The sequence below is a fragment of the Caulobacter sp. genome (assembly GCF_049283275.1).
In the GTDB taxonomy this organism is placed as follows: Bacteria; Pseudomonadota; Alphaproteobacteria; order Caulobacterales; family Caulobacteraceae; genus Caulobacter.
The window spans coordinates 1-16267 of the sequence record NZ_JBAPVS010000199.1 but is presented as its reverse complement, the minus strand read 5'-3'; the positions used below and the strand labels follow the sequence as shown (position 1 = coordinate 16267).

At 68.8% G+C, this 16267-nt stretch carries 18 protein-coding genes; 11 read left to right on the top strand and 7 right to left on the bottom strand.

Going from position 1 to position 16267, the window contains the following annotated elements; translation table 11 throughout:
* Window positions 1–47 precede the first annotated feature (47 nt).
* A complete protein-coding gene (locus WAL33_RS11005; RefSeq protein ID WP_422181320.1) occupies window positions 48–1334 on the bottom strand; it encodes an MFS transporter in 1287 nt (428 codons plus the stop codon).
* Window positions 1335–1592: 258 nt separating this feature from the next.
* On the opposite strand from WAL33_RS11005, the gene WAL33_RS11000 reads away from it, so the two are divergent.
* The 8 genes from WAL33_RS11000 (at window position 1593) to WAL33_RS10965 (ending at window position 7983) form a co-directional block, all read left to right on the top strand.
* The gene (locus WAL33_RS11000; protein WP_422181318.1) at window positions 1593–2111 is read left to right on the top strand and encodes a GNAT family N-acetyltransferase; all 519 of its coding nucleotides are present in this window, start codon (window positions 1593–1595) and stop codon (window positions 2109–2111) included.
* Between the two features lie 72 nt (window positions 2112–2183).
* Window positions 2184–2759, top strand: a complete 576-nt coding sequence (locus WAL33_RS10995; protein WP_422181324.1) for a DUF1285 domain-containing protein — start codon at window positions 2184–2186, stop codon at window positions 2757–2759.
* 2 nt (window positions 2760–2761) lie between these two features.
* A complete protein-coding gene (locus tag WAL33_RS10990; RefSeq protein WP_422181322.1) occupies window positions 2762–3397 on the top strand; it encodes a CoA pyrophosphatase in 636 nt (211 codons plus the stop codon).
* A 133-nt stretch (window positions 3398–3530) separates the two neighbouring features.
* Window positions 3531–4784 (top strand): CCA tRNA nucleotidyltransferase, encoded by a 1254-nt coding sequence (locus tag WAL33_RS10985; protein WP_422181317.1) that lies wholly within the window; start codon window positions 3531–3533, stop codon window positions 4782–4784.
* A 178-nt stretch (window positions 4785–4962) separates the two neighbouring features.
* Window positions 4963–5658 (top strand): glutamine amidotransferase-related protein, encoded by a 696-nt coding sequence (locus WAL33_RS10980; RefSeq protein WP_422181315.1) that lies wholly within the window; start codon window positions 4963–4965, stop codon window positions 5656–5658.
* A gap of 59 nt (window positions 5659–5717) precedes the next feature.
* On the top strand, window positions 5718–6365 hold the full coding sequence (locus WAL33_RS10975; RefSeq protein ID WP_422181313.1) for an Isoquinoline 1-oxidoreductase subunit: 648 nt from the start codon (window positions 5718–5720) through the stop codon (window positions 6363–6365).
* An 84-nt stretch (window positions 6366–6449) separates the two neighbouring features.
* Window positions 6450–7118, top strand: coding sequence for a hypothetical protein (locus WAL33_RS10970; protein ID WP_422181311.1), 669 nt, complete (start codon window positions 6450–6452; stop codon window positions 7116–7118).
* A 7-nt stretch (window positions 7119–7125) separates the two neighbouring features.
* Window positions 7126–7983, top strand: coding sequence for an alpha/beta hydrolase (locus WAL33_RS10965; protein WP_422181309.1), 858 nt, complete (start codon window positions 7126–7128; stop codon window positions 7981–7983).
* Between the two features lie 128 nt (window positions 7984–8111).
* On the opposite strand, the gene hemF is transcribed toward WAL33_RS10965, so the two are convergent.
* Both hemF and WAL33_RS10955 read right to left on the bottom strand, forming a co-directional pair.
* Window positions 8112–8984: an oxygen-dependent coproporphyrinogen oxidase gene (gene hemF / locus WAL33_RS10960; protein WP_422181307.1), complete on the bottom strand. Its 873-nt coding sequence runs from the start codon at window positions 8982–8984 to the stop codon at window positions 8112–8114.
* Between the two features lie 204 nt (window positions 8985–9188).
* Window positions 9189–9647, bottom strand: coding sequence for a tRNA (cytidine(34)-2'-O)-methyltransferase (locus WAL33_RS10955; RefSeq protein WP_422181305.1), 459 nt, complete (start codon window positions 9645–9647; stop codon window positions 9189–9191).
* Window positions 9648–9850: 203 nt separating this feature from the next.
* Between WAL33_RS10955 and petA the strand changes: the two genes are divergently transcribed.
* From petA to WAL33_RS10940, 3 genes are read left to right on the top strand one after another with little or no spacing between them, the layout of a single operon-like run.
* Window positions 9851–10402 (top strand): ubiquinol-cytochrome c reductase iron-sulfur subunit, encoded by a 552-nt coding sequence (petA, locus tag WAL33_RS10950; RefSeq protein ID WP_422181303.1) that lies wholly within the window; start codon window positions 9851–9853, stop codon window positions 10400–10402.
* A gap of 5 nt (window positions 10403–10407) precedes the next feature.
* Window positions 10408–11727, top strand: a complete 1320-nt coding sequence (locus WAL33_RS10945; protein ID WP_422181301.1) for a cytochrome b — start codon at window positions 10408–10410, stop codon at window positions 11725–11727.
* A gap of 5 nt (window positions 11728–11732) precedes the next feature.
* Complete coding sequence (locus WAL33_RS10940) at window positions 11733–12587, top strand: cytochrome c1 (protein ID WP_422181299.1); 855 nt, start codon at window positions 11733–11735, stop codon at window positions 12585–12587.
* 22 nt (window positions 12588–12609) lie between these two features.
* On the opposite strand, the gene WAL33_RS10935 is transcribed toward WAL33_RS10940, so the two are convergent.
* From WAL33_RS10935 to ychF, 4 genes are all read right to left on the bottom strand, one after another.
* Entirely contained in the window at window positions 12610–13413 is an 804-nt protein-coding gene (locus tag WAL33_RS10935) for a hypothetical protein (RefSeq protein WP_422181297.1), read from the bottom strand.
* A 78-nt stretch (window positions 13414–13491) separates the two neighbouring features.
* Window positions 13492–14178 carry a dienelactone hydrolase family protein gene (locus WAL33_RS10930; protein WP_422181295.1) on the bottom strand — a complete coding sequence of 229 codons (687 nt, stop codon included), beginning with the start codon at window positions 14176–14178 and terminating at the stop codon, window positions 13492–13494.
* Between the two features lie 3 nt (window positions 14179–14181).
* A complete protein-coding gene (locus tag WAL33_RS10925; RefSeq protein ID WP_422181293.1) occupies window positions 14182–14862 on the bottom strand; it encodes a dienelactone hydrolase family protein in 681 nt (226 codons plus the stop codon).
* Between the two features lie 167 nt (window positions 14863–15029).
* Window positions 15030–16130 (bottom strand): redox-regulated ATPase YchF, encoded by a 1101-nt coding sequence (gene ychF, locus WAL33_RS10920; protein WP_422181291.1) that lies wholly within the window; start codon window positions 16128–16130, stop codon window positions 15030–15032.
* Between the last annotated feature and the right edge of the window lie 137 nt (window positions 16131–16267).

Here is a 16267-nt window from a genome sequence, read left to right as displayed (position 1 = left end):
CTCTGGGGGAGGTGGCCCGGAGGGCCGGAGGGGGTTTGCGGCGCCGGCTATTCCAGCCGGTCGGCCTTCCTCAGCGCCGGGAACATCTTGGCCCACGCCCCGGTCACCACCAGCGCCCCGACGCCGCCGAAGATCGCCGCGCCGACCGGGCCCAGGAACCGCGCCGCGACACCGCTCTCGAACTCGCCCAGCTCGTTGGACGCGCTGATGAACAGCCCCGAGACGGCGGCGACCCGGCCGCGCATAGGGTCGGGCGTGACCAGCTGCACCAGGGTCTGGCGGATGTAGACCGAGACCATGTCGGCTCCGCCCAACACCACCAGGGCGGCCACCGACAGCCACATCCATTGCGACAGGCCGAACACGATGGTCGCCGCGCCGAACACGGCCACGGCGCCGAACATCAGCAGGCCCGCGCGGCGGCGGATCTGGTGGCTGGCCAGGAGGATCGCCACCAGGGTCGCGCCCACGGCGGGGGCGGCGCGCAGTACGCCGAAGCCCTCGGCCCCGACATGCAGCACGTCGCGAGCGAACACCGGCAGCAGGGCCGTGGCCCCGCCCAGCAGCACGGCGAACAGGTCCAGCGAGATCGAGCCGAAGACGATCTTGTTGTTCCAGGTGTAGGCCAGGCCTTCCTTGATCAGGGTCCAGCGCGAGCCCGGCTGCACGACGGGCTTGGTCGATTGGCGGATGAACAGCAGGAACAGGGCGCCCAGCAGGAACAGGCCCACCGACGCCCCGAAGGCCGTGGCCGGGGAGAGGGCGCATAACAGACCGCCCAGAGCCGGGCCGATGATCGAGGCGCTCTGCCAGGACAGCGAGTTCCAGGCGATGGCGCGCGGCAGCAGCGGGCGCGGCACAAGCATCGGCCCCATGGCGCTGGAGGCCGGCGACAGGAAGGCGCGGCCGGCGCCGAACAGCACGGCGACGGCGAAGATCGGCCACAGGGCCGTGTGCCCCGACCAGGCCAGCAGGCCCAGAATCCCGGCGCACAGGATGTCGACGCCGATCGCGGCGGTCATGATCGCCTTGCGGTCATGACGGTCGGCGGTCTCGCCGGCGGTCAGGGTCAGGAAGAACAGCGGGATGAACTGGGCCAAGCCCACCATGCCCAGCAGGAAGGCGCCCTCGCCTTCGTTGTGCCCGGTCTCGCGGGCCAGGGTGTAAACCTGCCAGCCGATCGTCACGCCCTGGATCTGCACCGCCAGGGTGGCGACGAACCGCGCGGCCCAGAAGAACAGAAAGTCCCTCTGCTTGAGCAGGGCGCGCATGGAGGTGTCCGCCACTTCGAGAGCCGAAGGGACGGAGTCGGGATCGGGGGGAAGTTTGGTCATCGGCGCGGACCATGTCTTCCGGCGAGCGTCACCGCAATCGAGTTTGTTTGATGCGACAGTTGATTTCATTGACGCCAAGCGCCCTAAGCCCTATTTCGCGCCCCTCTGAAGGGAAGGAAGCGCCGCCATGCGACGCCTGCGACGAACCTGCGCCGCGCGGACCGGAGTCCGCGTCTGAACGCCCCGGAAGCGGCCGTCTCGGCCGCGTCACGTTCCGGGGCTATGTCCCCTGTTCGTGTTTCGGATCGTTAAGCGCCCATGTCGTCTTCCGCTGTCGCCCCTTCGCCGCTTCCGCCCGCCATCCTGATCGAGCGTCCCGAGCACGCCCGCGCCGTCGAGGTGCTGGTCGATCGCGCCTTCGGCCCCGGCCGGTTCGCCAAGTCGTCCGAACGTCTGCGCGAGGGCAATCGCAAGCTGGACGACTGCTCGTTCGTGGCCCTGCTGGAAGGTCGGGTGATCGGCAGCGTGCGGCTGTGGCCGGTGACCGTGGGCGGCGCCCCCGCCGCCTTCCTCGGTCCGCTGGCGGTCGACGCCGCCGAGCGCAGCCACGGCCTGGGCCAGGCCCTGGTCGAGGCCGCCTGCCAAGCCGCCGCCAAGGCCGGCTGGCGCGCGGTGCTGCTGGTGGGCGACGCGCCCTATTTCGGCCGGATCGGGTTCTCGGCCGAACGCGCCGCCAAGGCGATCATGCCCGGTCCGGCCGATCAGCGTCGGGTGCTGGTCAAGGCCCTGGTCGAAGGCGGTGATCAAGGTCTGGTCGGGCCCATCCGCGCTGCGTGATTTGGTCGCCTGACGCTAGGTCAATGCGCGCCATCGCTTGAGCACGGCGCCGGGTTGCCCTACCTGAACAGCATGACGGTCGATCCCACACCTTCCGGCCTCGCAGGCGTCACCGCCGCCGCCAAGAAGGGCGGCGAGCGCGGCTTGCCGCCGGTGCATCTGTGGCATCCCGAACATTGCGGCGACATCGACATCCGCATCCGCAAAGACGGGGTCTGGTTCCACGAAGGCACGCCGATCGGCCGCGAGGCGCTGGTGCGCCTGTTCTCGACCGTGCTGCGGCTCGATCCCGACGGCTATCACCTGGTCACCCCGGTCGAGAAGCTGAAGATCCAGGTCGAGGACGCGCCTTTCATCGCCACGCGGGTCGACCAAGTGGGCGATGCGCTGCGCTTCGAGACCAATGTCGGCGACGTGGTCGAGGCGGGGCCCGACAACGCCATCCGGGTCGAAACCGATCCGGAGACCGGCGAGCCCCGGCCCTATCTGCATGTGCGGCGCGGGCTGGAGGCGTTGATCGCCCGGCCGGTGTTCTACGAGCTGGTCGAGCTGGCGGCCGAGCGCGACACGCCGCAAGGACCGCGCCTGGGCGTGGCCTCGAACGGCGCCTGGTTCCCGATCGCCCCGGCCGGGGCGCATCGCGGATGACCCTGACCCGCGACCAGCGCCGGGCCTGGATCACCAGCAAGCTGGATCCGATCGACGCCTACGACCCCACCCTGGACGCGGCGCGGTCGGACTTCGACCTCAATCCGACCCTGCGCCCCGACAATCCCCACGCCCTGCGGCCGGCCGCCGTGCTGGTCGGCCTGGTCGAGCGCGAGGCGGGCATGACGGTGCTGCTCACCCGCCGCTCCGACACCTTGCGCAGCCACACCGGCCAGATCGCCTTCCCCGGCGGGCGCTGCGATCCGGGCGAGACGCCATGGGAGACCGCCCTGCGCGAGGCCCAGGAAGAGGTCAATCTCGATCCGTCCTTCGTCACCGTGGCCGGCCTGCTGCACGGCTACCGCACGGTGACCGGCTTCCATGTCACGCCGGTGGTCGGCTTCATCGATCCCTCCGCCACGGTCGAGGCCTGCCCCGACGAGGTGGCCGACGTGTTCGAGACGCCGTTCGAGTTCCTGATGGATCCGGACAACCACCAGCGCCAGCACCGCGACCTGCCGGACGGCGAGCGGCGGTTCTTCTACGCCATGCCGTGGAACGAGCGGTTCATCTGGGGCGCGACGGCGGGCATGCTGCGGGGGCTGTACGAACGCCTGCACGCGCCGGACGCCCCGTAGCCCCTGCGTCACCCGGTGTGAACCGCGGAAGAATCCAGGGGTAAGCGCGTCAGCGGGCTTGTTCCCTCGCCATAATCGTCTGAAATGCCTGACCCCGCGTGCGGGGGCGTGTGGCGTATCGCGGGGGAGTGGCATGAGCACCGAGACGATAGGCGTGGCGCCGTGGATGGCGCTGCCGGAGACCCAGGCGGTGATCGCCGCGCTCGAGGCCCGGGGCTCGCCCGGCTGCGCGCGGTTCGTGGGCGGCTGCGTGCGCAACACCCTGATGGGCAAGCCCATCGACGACATCGACATCGCCACCACCCTGACCCCCGACGCGGTGATCGAGGCCCTGGGCCAGGCCAAGCTGCGGGCGATCCCCACCGGCGTCGACCACGGCACGGTCACGGCCGTCTCGAACGGTCGGCCCTACGAGATCACCACCCTGCGCCGCGACGTCTCGACCGACGGCCGCCGGGCAGTGGTGGCGTTCACCCAGGACTGGAGCGAGGACGCCCAGCGTCGCGATTTCCGCTTCAACGCCCTCTATGTCGACATCCACGGCCGGCTCTACGATCCGACCGGCGAGGGGGTGAACGACGCGCGCGAGGGGCGGGTGGTGTTCGTCGGCGACCCGACGACCCGCATCCGCGAAGACTCCCTGCGCATCCTGCGGTTCTTCCGCTTCCACGCCTGGTACGGCCGCGGCGACCCAGACCAGGAGGCCCTGGCCGCCTGCAAGGCGCTGATCGGCCTGGCCGAGGGCCTGGCCGCCGAGCGCGTCCAGAAGGAGCTTCTGAAGCTGCTGGCGGCCGACGATCCGCGCGCGACCGTGCGGCTGATGGCGGCCACCGGCGTGCTGTCCCGGGTCCTGCCGTCTGTGGAGTCGCCGGCCCGTTTCGAGGGGCTGGTCGCCATCGAGACCGAGCAGCTGTTCGAGAACGATCCCGAACTGCGGCTGGCGGCCCTGCTTCCCGACGATCCCAAGATCGCCGAACAGGTCGCCGAGCGCCTGCGGCTGTCCAACGCCCTGAAGGCGCGGCTGATCGCGGCGGCCGGCGCTTCGCCGCGCATCGTCAGCTGGATGAGCCCGCGCGAGATCCGCCGCGTGGTCTATGACCTGGGCCTGAACACCTTCAGCGACCGGGTCAAGCTGGCCTGGGCGGCCTCGGGTCGTTCGGCCACCACCCCGCAATGGCGCGGCCTGCTGGCCCTGGCCGAGACCTGGACGCCCCCGGCCTTCCCCCTGACCGGCGAGGAGGTCCTCAAGGCCGGGGCGCCCAAGGGGCCGATGGTCGGCGAGGTGATGCGCGAGGTCGAGACCTGGTGGATCGACCAGGACTTCATCGAGGACAAGTTCTCGATCATCGAACGGCTGAAGGCGGTGGTCCAGGGGATGGCGTTCTAGGGCGGCCGAAGCTGAGCTTCTCAAATTTAGCCGTCATTCCCGCCCTTGTGGCGGGAACCTCTTTGTCCGTCGCAAGGGCAGGGATGTGGCGCGCTGGCGCGCCAGAGGGTGGTTGAACTAGATCGTGCTTGATCACAAATGCCTATCGTCGCCCGAACTAAGTAGGAGACCCTCGTCCATGAAGATCGGTCTGCTCGAGACCGGCGAACCGCCCGAGCATCTGCAGCCCGAGTTCGGCCGCTACGGCGCGATGTTCCAGGACCTGCTGGGGCCCGATCACGCCTACGTCGTCTACGACGTCCAGGCCGGCGTCCTGCCCGCCGATCCGGCCGAGTGCGACGCCTATGTCGTCACCGGCTCGGCGGCCGGGGTCTATGACAACCTGTCCTGGATCCAGCCGCTGAAGGCCTTCCTGCTCGACGTTCGGGACCAGCCGCTGGTCGGGGTCTGTTTCGGCCACCAGGTCATGGCCGAGGCGTTCGGCGGCAAGGTGGTGAAGTCCGACAAGGGCTGGGGCGTGGGCCTGCACGCCTATGACGTCGCCGAATCCCAGCCCTGGATGGACGGCGTCGCCAAGGTGGCCGTTCCCGCCTCGCATCAGGACCAGGTGGTCGAGATCCCGCCCGGGGCCCGGGCCGTGGCCGGCAGCGCCTTCACCCCGGCCGGGGTGCTGGTCTATGACGACCGTCCGGCCATCTCGATGCAGTTCCATCCCGAGTTCGAACCGGCCTATGCGCGGGCCCTGATCGAGGCCCGGCGGGGCAGCCGCTTCACCGACGCCCAGGCCGACGCGGCGATCGCCAGCCTGGATCGCGCCAACGACCGCGTCCGGGTGGCCGGCTGGATCGAGGCCTTTCTGGCCCAGAAGACCTGAAATCTCGCAACCTGGACCGCCGTTCGGCCGTTCCGGCTGAAACGCGGGAGACCAGGATCATGAGAGCCGCCGCCATCGTGCTCGTCGCCGGTTCGCTGATGGTCGGCGGGGCGGTGCTGTCCAGCGTCGGAGCGGCCGCCCCCGCGGCGTCGCCCGAGGCGCCGCCCGAGACGCTGAAGAGCGCCGCCGACTTCGCCTCGATCCAGGATCCGGCGACCCGTTCGCTGGCCTTGTTCACCGAGGCCGGCAAGGTGATCAACAGCCCGCGCTGCATGAACTGCCACCCCATCCAACGCGTCCCGACCCAGGGCGACGACCGCCATCCGCACAATCCGCCGATGGTCGGAGGGCAGAGCGGCCATGGACCGCCGGGCCTGCCCTGCCTGTCATGCCATGGCCCCGCCAACGTCCCCACCCTGGGGCAGGACATCAAGTCGATCCCCGGCGATCCGAAATGGGCCCTGGCTCCGGTCGAGATGGCCTGGCAGGGCAAGTCTCTCGGCGCGATCTGCGCCCAGATCAAGGATCCGGCCCGCAACGGCGGCAAGACCCTGGCGCAGCTGCATCACCACATGGCGCAGGATCACCTGGTGGGCTGGGCCTGGAGCCCGGGCGAGGGCCGCGCGCCCGCGCCGGGGACCCAGGCGCGGTTCGGCGAACTGGTGAAGGCCTGGATCGACACCGGAGCCAAGTGCCCGAAGGCCTGACCGGTTGCACGGACCGATTGCATAACGCCGGTATGCAAGTTTGAGAATTGAGGTATCTTCCCTGAAGAAGAAGGGGGATGCCTGATGGATAAGTTCGACGACGTGATCGCGTTGATCGCCGCGACGGGCGGTCTGGGCCTGGCCGCGATGGCCCTGGTGGACGCCTTAAAGGCCGTGCCCGGCGGCGGCGTCTCGCGCATCGGCTTTGGCCATATTCGCAAGGTTCTGCGGTTGTTCGACAAGGTCCTGGCCCGGGCCGCCGGCGACCAGTGGGAGGCCGTGGTCATGGCCCACTGGATCAACGGCCGCGACCGCGACGATCAGATCGGCGTGATCCGCTCGTTGCTGCGGCTGGGCCTCAACGCCGACACCGCCGACCAACTGGCCTCGATCGGCAATGTCGACTCCGCGGCCCTGGCCAAGGCCGCGGGCAAGCTGACCTCGGGTGCGGCGCTCAGCGAGGCCGAGATCAACCTGATCGGTCGGGTTGAGGCGGCGGTTGGCGCGCGGCTGGATGCGGCCTTCGATCTGGCCGAACAGTCCTATCGCAACAATGCCCGGGTGCTGTCCGGCCTGGTCGCGGTGATTTTGGCGGTGACGACGGGCGCGCTGCTGTCGACCCCGGTCAAGTCCATAGATCTGCGGCTGGCGGCGCTGATCGGCCTGCTGGCGGTGCCCATCGCGCCGATCGCCAAGGATCTGGTCGGCGCGCTGACGGCCAGCGCCCGGGCGATCCGGCCGAGCGCTGGCTGAGGCGGCCATGAGCCTGTATCTGAACCTGCGCTATGAAGGGGTCGGCGGCGCCCTGCGCAAGGACCCCTATCTGATCGAGGGCGACGGCAAGGCCGCCAAGCCCCTGATGCGGGCTCTCACCGCCGCGGAGACCGCCCAGCGGGTGGCGGGGCGTACGCTGGTCTTCACCGTTCACGGCTTCAACGTGTCCTATGCCAGCGGGCTGTGCTCCCTGGCGCGGCTGGAGGAGACGCTGGTTCCGCTGCTGCCGCCCAATTTCCTGATGATCGGGGTGCTGTGGCCCGGCGACTTCATCATTCCGGCGATCAACTATCCCGGCGAGTGGCGCGACGCGGTCAACGGCGGCAAGGCCGTGGCCCGGTTCGCCAACACCGCCCTGCGCGGGGCCGCCGACTTCTGCTTCCTGTCCCACAGCATGGGCGGCCGGTTGACGCTGGAGGCGGTGGCCGGGTTGAGCCGCAAGGCTTGGCGGGTCTGCCTGACCGCGGCGGCCACCGACGCCGACTGCCTGGAACGGCCCTACAACACCGCCGTCGCCAACAGCGGCGAGCTGACCTATCTGGCCTCCCTGCAGGACATGGTGCTGAAGCTGGCCTATCCGATCGGCGACTGGGCGGGCCACGCGTTCTTCGGCGACAAGGACGACGACCTGGCCGGGGCGCTGGGCCGCTACGGCGCCAAGTGGCCGCGCACCCATAATCCCAAGGCGCGGGGCTTCACGGTCGCCGACGCCCTGAAGTACGACCACGGGAACTACTTCCCGCCCGGCAAGGCCTCGATCCCCGACAAGCCCAGCCAGGGGCAGGTGGCCAAGTTCGCGGCCAACTTCCTGAAGGGCGGCGCGCCGTCCTGGCCGCCGAGGTAGGGGCTGTCGAAGTTGAATGCCGTGCGTGGTCCTCGTCCTTCGACAAGCTCAGGATGAGGACCAGTGTGCAGGCCGGGCAGTCGAAAACCTCATCCTGAGCTTGTCGAAGGACGAGGTTTTCGCAGCCCCTACGGCCACTTCACCTCGGGCGGCATCGAGCTGAGGATCGACTCGACGTTGCCGCCGGTCTTCAGGCCGAACATCGTGCCGCGATCGTAGAGCAGGTTGAACTCCACATAGCGGCCGCGCTGCACCAGCTGCTGCTCGCGCTCCTCGGCGCTCCAGGCCTCGCCCATCCGGCGACGGACCAGTTCGGGATAGATCTCCAGGAACGCCTTGCCGACATCCTGAGTGAAGGCGAAGTCGCGGGCCCAGTCGCCGCTGTCGTGGTGATCGTAGAAGATCCCGCCGATCCCGCGCGGCTCGTTCCTGTGCGGCAGGAAGAAGTACTCGTCGCACCAGGCCTTGTACTTGGCGTGCCAGGTCGGGTCGTGGGCGTCGCAGGCGCGCTGATAGGCGGCGTGGAAGTCGATCGCGTCGGGGAAGTCCTGTTGGCGTTGGTACCCGAGCAGGGGCGTCAGGTCGCCGCCGCCGCCGAACCAGGTCTTGGTGGTGGCGATGAAGCGGGTGTTCATGTGCACGGCCGGCACGCGCGGGTTGGTCATGTGCGCGATCAGGCTGATTCCCGTGGCGAAGAACCGCGGGTCCTCGTCGGCGCCGGGCATGTTCTTGGCCATTTCGGGCGTGAAGGTCCCGAACACCGTCGAGACATGGACGCCGACCTTCTCGAACAGGCGGCCGTGCATCATCGACATCGTCCCGCCGCCGCCGGCCTCGCGGTCCCAGGGCTTGCGCACGAAGCGGCCAGGCTCGCCGGCGTAGAGCGCGGCCGGGGCTTCGTCCTCCAGGCGCTCGAATTCCGCGCAGATCTGGTCGCGCAGGCTTTCGAACCAGGCGCGGGCCGCGGCTTTCTGCTGGTCGAGGTTCAGAGTGTCGGTCATGGCCAAGCGGATTAAGCGCTCAGTGAGCGCTGCGCAAATAGGGAACGCCGCCTAAGGGGTTTTGCGGAGGCTAACACTTGCCCCCACCTGACCGCTTCGCGGTCTGTCCGCCCCCAGAGGGGGCGGAGCCGCCTGCGCGAGGCTCTTCCCCCTCAGGGGGAGGAGGGCCGAAGGCCCGGAGGGGGCAAGTGTCACCGCGCCGCCCTACTCCGGAAACCCGTTCGTCTGCCTGAGCGCCTCGCCCAGGGCCATGGCCGCCGTGGTCGCCAGATTCATCGAGCGGGCTTCGGGGCGCAGGGGAATCGTCAGGCGCGAGAAGGCCGCCTCATGCACCTCCGGTGGCGCTCCCCGGCTCTCATTACCGAACAACAGGGTGTCGCCGGCCAGAAAGTCGAACTTGTGGAACGCAGCGCTCGCCTTGGTCGTAAACAGCAGCAATCGGCCCTCGCGACGTTCGGGCGCGGCGAGGAAGGCTTCCCACGAAACGTGGCGGATCATATGGGTCAACGGACCATAATCCAGGGCCGCGCGCTTCAAGCTCTTGTCATCCAAGGGAAAGCTGCACGGTTCGATGACGTCCAGCCCCACCCCCAGGCAGGCGCCCAGACGGATCGCGGCGCCAACGTTCTGAGGAATGCCGGGTTGAAAAAGCGCGAGCCGCATTCTAAGCGAACCACCATAAAGCCAGCAGGGGCATTGCTGCGAATCGAAAGGGCTTGCGGACTTCGTCCGCGCGTCCGATAGGACGATCCGCTTTTGCCTCTTGTGGCGAAGACCCGTTCGCGGGTCCAGACAGTATGCGCCGACAGGCGTTTCTCCAGGCCGGGCCGTCTTTGGCGGCGCGGCGGCATCGAAGGGTGACTTGGGTGGCCGACACCGCCGTGGGCGCAAAAACTGATCCGACGCATGGGGAAGACCCCAGCCGTCGGGATTTCATCTACATCGCATCGATGGCGGTCGCCGCCGGCGGCGCGGCCGCGATCGCCTGGCCGTTCATCGACCAGATGAACCCCGCCGCCGATACGCGGGCCCTGGCCTCGATCGAGTTCGACGTGGCCAAGGTCGGCGAGGGCCAGCAGGTCGTCGTCAAGTGGCGCGGCAAGCCGCTCTTCGTGCGCAACCGCACCAAGGCTGAAATCGCCAAGGCGGTCGCGGATGACGGCGCGTCGATGAAGGATCCCGAAAAGGATTCGGCGCGCGTGAAGCCGGGCAAGGCCCAATGGCTGATCGTCGGCGGCAACTGCACCCACCTGGGCTGCGTCCCGACCTTCGGCGGTGGTGACTACGGCGGCTGGTTCTGCCCGTGCCACGGCTCGGTCTACGACACCTCGGGCCGTATCCGTAAGGGCCCGGCTCCGAAGAACCTGATCGTTCCGGAGTACGCCTTCCTGTCCGACACCAAGGTCAAGATCGGTTAAGCGAGATGAGCGGACATTCGACCTACGAACCCAAGACCGGTTTCGAGCGTTGGCTCGACGCCCGTCTGCCGATCGTGCGCCTGGGCTACGACAGCTTCGTCGACTACCCCACGCCGCGTAACCTGAACTACTGGTGGACCTTCGGCGGCATCCTGTCGCTGTGCCTGGCCTCGCAGTTGATCACCGGCATCATCCTGGTGATGCACTACACGCCCAGCGCCGACCACGCCTTCGCCAGCGTCGAGCACATCATGCGCGACGTGAACTACGGCTGGCTGATCCGCTACATGCACGCCAACGGCGCGTCGATGTTCTTCATCGCCGTCTACATCCACATGCTCCGCGGCCTCTACTACGGCTCCTACAAGGCGCCGCGTGAAGTGCTGTGGCTGCTGGGCTGCGTGATCTACCTGCTGATGATGGCCACCGCCTTCATGGGCTACGTCCTGCCCTGGGGCCAGATGAGCTTCCACGGCGCGGTCGTGATCACCAACCTGTTCGGCGCCCTGCCGCTGGTCGGCGAGAGCATCACCACCTGGCTGTGGGGCGGCTTCGCGGTCGACAACCCCTCCCTGAACCGCTTCTTCTCGCTGCACTACCTGCTGCCCTTCATGATCGCCGGCGTGGTGATCCTGCACATCTGGGCCCTGCACGTGGTCGGCCAGAACAACCCGACCGGCGTCGAGCCCAAGTCGAAGGCCGATGTCCTGCCCTTCACCCCGTACGCGACGGTGAAGGACGGGTTCGCGATGAGCATCTTCCTGATCCTCTTCGCCTTCTTCGTCTTCTACATGCCCAACGCCCTGGGCCACGCCGACAACTACATCCCGGCCAACCCGCTGGTGACGCCGTCGCACATCGTTCCGGAATGGTACTTCCTGCCGTTCTACGCGATCCTGCGCGCGGTTCCGGACAAGCTGATGGGCGTGCTGGCCATGTTCGGCGCCATCGCCTGCCTGTTCGCCCTGCCGTGGCTGGACACCTCCAAGGTGCGCTCGATGCGCTACCGCCCGACCGCGAAGATCCACTTCTTCATCTTCGTGGTGGCGTGTTGCATCTTGGGCGTCTGCGGCGCCAAGCTGCCCGACGATCAGGTCATTCCGGGCCTGACCACGTTCCAGCTGATGGCTTCGGACCTCAACAGCTTCGTGTGGCTCAGCCGCGCGGCCTCGCTGTATTACTTCGCTTTCTTCCTGGTGATCCTGCCGCTGCTGGGCCTGACCGAAAAGACCCTGCCGGTGCCGGACTCCATCGCCTCTCCCGCCCTGTCGCATCCGGCCACCGTTCCGGCCGAAGCGACCGCCGCGCCTGAAATGAAGGGCTGATCCCGATGCTGCGCAAACTCTCCGTCATCGCAGCGGTCGCCGGTCTCCTGACGGCCGGCGTCGCGGGTCAGGCCCTGGCCAGCGGCCACCCGCTGCCGGCCAAGGACGTCCACTGGTCGTTCGAAGGCCCGTTCGGCAAGTTCGACCAGGCCCAGCTGCAACGCGGCTACAAGGTCTATCGGGAGGTCTGCTCGGCCTGTCACTCGATGAGCCTGGTCAGCTTCCGCAACCTCGGCGACAAGGGCGCTCCGTTCTACGACGAGAAGTACCCGAACTCGAACGACAACCCGTACGTCAAGGCGATCGCCAAGGACTACGAGGTCGCCGACATCGACAACGAGACCGGCGACACGATCAAGCGTCCGGCCACCCCGGCCGACCGCTTCCCCGCGCCGTTCCCGAACGAGGCCGCGGCCCGCGCCGGCAACGGCGGCGCCCTGCCGCCGGACATGTCGCTGCTGGCCAAGGCCCGCGAAGCGGGTCCGGACCACATCTATTCGATCGTCACCGGCTACGCGACGCCGCCGGCCGGTCTGAAGGTGGATCCGACCTCGCACTACAACCAGTACATGGCGGGCGACCTGACCTCGTACTGGTCGGGCGACCACAAGCACGTGCCCCCGGGCGGCTTCATCGCCATGGCGCCGCCGCTGAAGGCCGGCCAGGTGACCTTCGACGACGGCACGCCGTCGACGCTGGACCAGCAGGCCAAGGACGTCTCGGCTTTCCTGATGTGGGCCGCCGAGCCCAAGTTGGAAGAGCGCAAGCAGACCGGCTTCGCCGTGCTGGCCTATCTGGTGCTGTTCGCGGGCCTGCTCTACGCCAGCTACCGCCAGGTCTGGAAGAACGAGTCGCACTGACCCGTTCCACGGGTTGAAAAGATCAGGGCTCGGCGGTGACGTCGGGCCCTTTTTCTTTGTCTGTCGCCTCGCTGGCCGGGACCGGGATCAGCCACAGGCGCAGCGCCTGGGGATCCAGCCGCAGGCGATAGCCGGCCAGCACCTGGACGCCCAAGGCTCCCACCACCCCATCGGGCAAGTCGCCGGCCACCACGGCCGGCAGGTCTTGGCGCAGGGCTCCATGCAGCGACAGGCCGCGCAGGGTCCCGGCCGGCTTCTGTCGCGGCCCGTCGGCGGCCCCACGGGCCCGCACGCCGCCGCCCGAGGCCGTGTCCAGGGCGAAGGGGCCGGAGACCCCGTGCAGGCCGTCGGACGCCGCCGCGGCGATGGTGGGCACGCCGCCGACCATCGTCACCGCCAAGCCGGGGCGAGAACCCTGAGCCGGTCCAGGGCGCTCCAGCCGCAGACGGCAGGGCGAGAAGTCCAGGGTCACGGCGTAGTGGTCCAGGATGTCGGCGCCGATCACCCCGACGATCGGGGTCGAGAAGCCGACGGCGCGATAGTCCAGGGCCTGGACGTCGATCGGCGCGGCTTCGACCCGCTGACCGGCCAGGCGTACGGGCAGGGTCAGGGCGGTTTCGACATGGCCCGCGGCCTGGGCGACGTCGAGGTGCAGCAGGGTGCGCGGCGCCGACAGGTCGATCACATAGTCGCCGGCGATCCCGCCGATCGCGGCCGGGGCGACGACCGCGCCGTTCTCGAACCAGCAGGCGGTCTCGCCGGCCATGGCGGGGCCGCCGCGCGCCGCCAGCAGGCTCAGGAACAGCAGAGGGGCGGCGCGGCGCATGAGACGATCCTAGCCAAGGTTTGCGGCGCGGGCGACCGTTCACAGCGATCCGCCGGCGGCGGGGGCGATCCCGCCGAACTAGACCTCGCCCCGGCTGCCGCCCGCCCGCTGGAACAGCTGCAGGGTCCGCAGCATGGCCAGGCTGGCGCTGTCGTCGTGACGGCCGTTGGGCGCGACGAAGGCGTGGCCGGCGTCGTAGAGCCAGACGGGCAGGTCGGGATGGGCGGCGGTGATCGCCTCGACGTCGGCCAGGGGGATCATCGGGTCGGTGCGGCCGAAATGCAGGATGGTCGGGACCTTGGGCTGCTCGCCGACATAGGCCGCGATGTCGCCGCCGTAGAAGCACGACACCGCCGTCAGGCCCGTGCAGCGGGCCGAGGTCAGCCAGGCCGTCGTGCCGCCGAAGCAGAAGCCGATGGCGAAGACCTTGCCCTTGTCGGAGAGCGCGTCGATCGCCGCCTGCACGCGGGGCAGGGCGGCCGCGCCCCAGCCGCCGGCCAGGCCCAGGGTCATGCGGGCGTCCAGGTTGGGCGGATCCAGGTCGGCGGCCGGGAAGGGCGCGTCGGCGTCGTCCAGCAGGCTGGGGGCGATCACCTCGTAGCCTTGCTCGGCCAAGCTGTCGGACAGTTCGCGGATGTGCGGGGTCACGCCCCAGATGGCGTGCAGGATCACCAGCCCGCCGCGCCGCGCATCGCCGGGCGGGGCGTGATAGGCCGCAACCGCCTCGCCGTCGGCGGTGGTCAGGACGATGCGCGCGCCGGCCATGGCTCAGCCCGCGCCGTGGGCCTGGAACAGCGCCAGGCTGCGCCGACGGGCCAGCTTGGCGTCGTCGAGATCGGAGTCGGGGCGGCCGTCATTGTTGAAGCCGTGGCCGCTGTTTTCGTAGATGTGGACCGGCGTTTCGGGGTGGTCGGCGGCGAGCTTGGCCTTCACCTCATCGGCCGGGATGTGGCCGTCCTTGCGGCCCAGGTGGACGATCACCGGGGCGTTCAGCGGCAGCTCGGCGTTGGCCGCGATCATGCTGCCGTAATAGGCCGCGCCGGCCGCCAGGCCCTTCAGCTTGCCGGCCGCCAGCCAGACCAGCGAACCGCCCAGGCAATAACCGACCGCGAACACCGGGCCGCGCGGCGCCAGGTCGTCGATACAGGCCTGGATGTCCGACAGCATCGCGTCGATGCCGACCGCTCCGACGTGGGCGACGCCCGTCTGGAAGCCTTTCGGGTCGTGCTCGGCCACGAAGCCCGGCGCGGCGCGGTCGAAGATCGACGGGGCCAGCACCTCGAAGCCCAGCGCCGACCACCGGGCCACGTCGGCGTGGACGTACTGGTCCAGGCCGAAGATCTCCTGCACCACCACGATCCCGCCCTTGCGTTCGCCCTGGGGGGCGGCGTGGGCGGCGGTGAAGTCGAAGCCGTCGATGGCGGAGGTCAGGGTGACGGTCTCGGTCATGGGCGTGCTTGCTCCGGTGAAATTCGGAAAGCGGCAGTCCGGATGCCTCGGCCACCGGGGAAGCGAAAACCTCGTCCTTCGACAAGCTCAGGATGAGGTTTTCAATGCCAGGCCTCGCAAATGGTCCTCATCCTGAGCTTGTCGAAGGACGAGGGCCACGCACAGACCTAGACGTTGAACCGGAAGTGCATCACGTCGCCGTCCTTGACGACGTAGTCCTTGCCTTCGGCCCGCATCTTGCCGGCTTCCTTGGCGCCGTTTTCGCCGCCCAGCTTGATGAAGTCGTCGAAGGCGATGGTCTCGGCGCGGATGTAGCCCTTCTCGAAGTCGGTATGGATGACGCCGGCCGCCTGCGGGCCGGTGTCGCCGACATGGATGGTCCAGGCGCGGGCCTCCTTGGGGCCGACCGTGAAATAGGTCTGCAGGTTCAGAAGCTTGTAGGCCTCGCGGATCAGGCGGTTCAGGCCCGGCTCCTCAAGACCCAGGGTCTCCAGGAACTCGGCGCGCTCGTCGGCGTCGAGCAGGGCGATCTCGCTCTCGATCTGGGCCGAGATGACCACCGACTTGGCGTTGTCCTTGGCGGCGCGTTCGGTGACCAGGTCGCTGTACTTGTTGCCCTTGTCGGCCGAGCCTTCGTCGACGTTGCAGACATAGAGGGCCGGCAGCGAGGTCAGCAGCTGCAGCATGTGCCAGGCTTTTTCGTCGTCGGCGTCGATCTTGGCGGCGCGGGCCGGGCGGCCCTCGCGCAGCAGGGCCAGGGCGATATTGGCCAGGCGCAGGGTGTTGGCGCTTTCCTTGTCGCCGCCGGTCTTGGCGCGCTTCTCCAGGGCCGGAACACGCTTTTCCAGGCTCTCCAGGTCGGCCAGCATCAGCTCCATCTCGATGATCTCCAGATCGCTGAGCGGGTCGATGCGGCCCTCGACGTGGACGATGTCGCCGTCCTCGAAGCAGCGGGCCACGAAGGCCACGGCGTCGCAGTCGCGGATATTGGCCAGGAACTGGTTGCCCAGGCCTTCGCCCTTGGAGGCGCCGCGCACCAGGCCGGCGATGTCGACGAAGGTGATCCGGGCCGGGATGATCTCCTTGGAGCCGGAGATCTTGGCCAGGGCGTCCAGGCGCGGCTCGGGCACGGCCACTTCGCCGGTGTTGGGCTCGATCGTGCAGAACGGATAGTTGGCGGCCTGGGCCGACGCCGTCTGGGTCAGGGCGTTGAACAGGGTGGACTTGCCGACATTGGGCAGGCCGACGATGGCGACTTTAAGGGCCATGGAACTCTCATGAATTTCGTTGGCGCGCGCTTAGCATGGATCGGCGGGGAAGTCCTGTTTGGTGCGAGCAAGAGAGGCCGCCGCCGCTGATCCCCCTCCGGCCCTCTGGGCCACCTCCCCCAGAGGGGGAGGATCTG

Excerpts from the sequence above, each read along its gene's own strand:
- WAL33_RS11005 (WP_422181320.1), bottom strand. The coding sequence starts at position 1,334 with ATGACCAAACTTCCCCCCGATCCCGACTCCGTCCCTTCGGCTCTCGAA.
- WAL33_RS10925 (WP_422181293.1), bottom strand. The coding sequence starts at position 14,862 with ATGACCGAGACCGTCACCCTGACCTCCGCCATCGACGGCTTCGACTTC.
- WAL33_RS10965 (WP_422181309.1), top strand. The coding sequence starts at position 7,126 with ATGAGCCTGTATCTGAACCTGCGCTATGAAGGGGTCGGCGGCGCCCTG.
- WAL33_RS10995 (WP_422181324.1), top strand. The coding sequence starts at position 2,184 with ATGACGGTCGATCCCACACCTTCCGGCCTCGCAGGCGTCACCGCCGCC.
- WAL33_RS10985 (WP_422181317.1), top strand. The coding sequence starts at position 3,531 with ATGAGCACCGAGACGATAGGCGTGGCGCCGTGGATGGCGCTGCCGGAG.
- WAL33_RS10945 (WP_422181301.1), top strand. The coding sequence starts at position 10,408 with ATGAGCGGACATTCGACCTACGAACCCAAGACCGGTTTCGAGCGTTGG.
- WAL33_RS10940 (WP_422181299.1), top strand. The coding sequence starts at position 11,733 with ATGCTGCGCAAACTCTCCGTCATCGCAGCGGTCGCCGGTCTCCTGACG.
- WAL33_RS10975 (WP_422181313.1), top strand. The coding sequence starts at position 5,718 with ATGAGAGCCGCCGCCATCGTGCTCGTCGCCGGTTCGCTGATGGTCGGC.
- hemF (WP_422181307.1), bottom strand. The coding sequence starts at position 8,984 with ATGACCGACACTCTGAACCTCGACCAGCAGAAAGCCGCGGCCCGCGCC.
- WAL33_RS10970 (WP_422181311.1), top strand. The coding sequence starts at position 6,450 with ATGGATAAGTTCGACGACGTGATCGCGTTGATCGCCGCGACGGGCGGT.
- WAL33_RS10980 (WP_422181315.1), top strand. The coding sequence starts at position 4,963 with ATGAAGATCGGTCTGCTCGAGACCGGCGAACCGCCCGAGCATCTGCAG.
- WAL33_RS10955 (WP_422181305.1), bottom strand. The coding sequence starts at position 9,647 with ATGCGGCTCGCGCTTTTTCAACCCGGCATTCCTCAGAACGTTGGCGCC.
- ychF (WP_422181291.1), bottom strand. The coding sequence starts at position 16,130 with ATGGCCCTTAAAGTCGCCATCGTCGGCCTGCCCAATGTCGGCAAGTCC.
- WAL33_RS11000 (WP_422181318.1), top strand. The coding sequence starts at position 1,593 with ATGTCGTCTTCCGCTGTCGCCCCTTCGCCGCTTCCGCCCGCCATCCTG.
- WAL33_RS10935 (WP_422181297.1), bottom strand. The coding sequence starts at position 13,413 with ATGCGCCGCGCCGCCCCTCTGCTGTTCCTGAGCCTGCTGGCGGCGCGC.
- WAL33_RS10930 (WP_422181295.1), bottom strand. The coding sequence starts at position 14,178 with ATGGCCGGCGCGCGCATCGTCCTGACCACCGCCGACGGCGAGGCGGTT.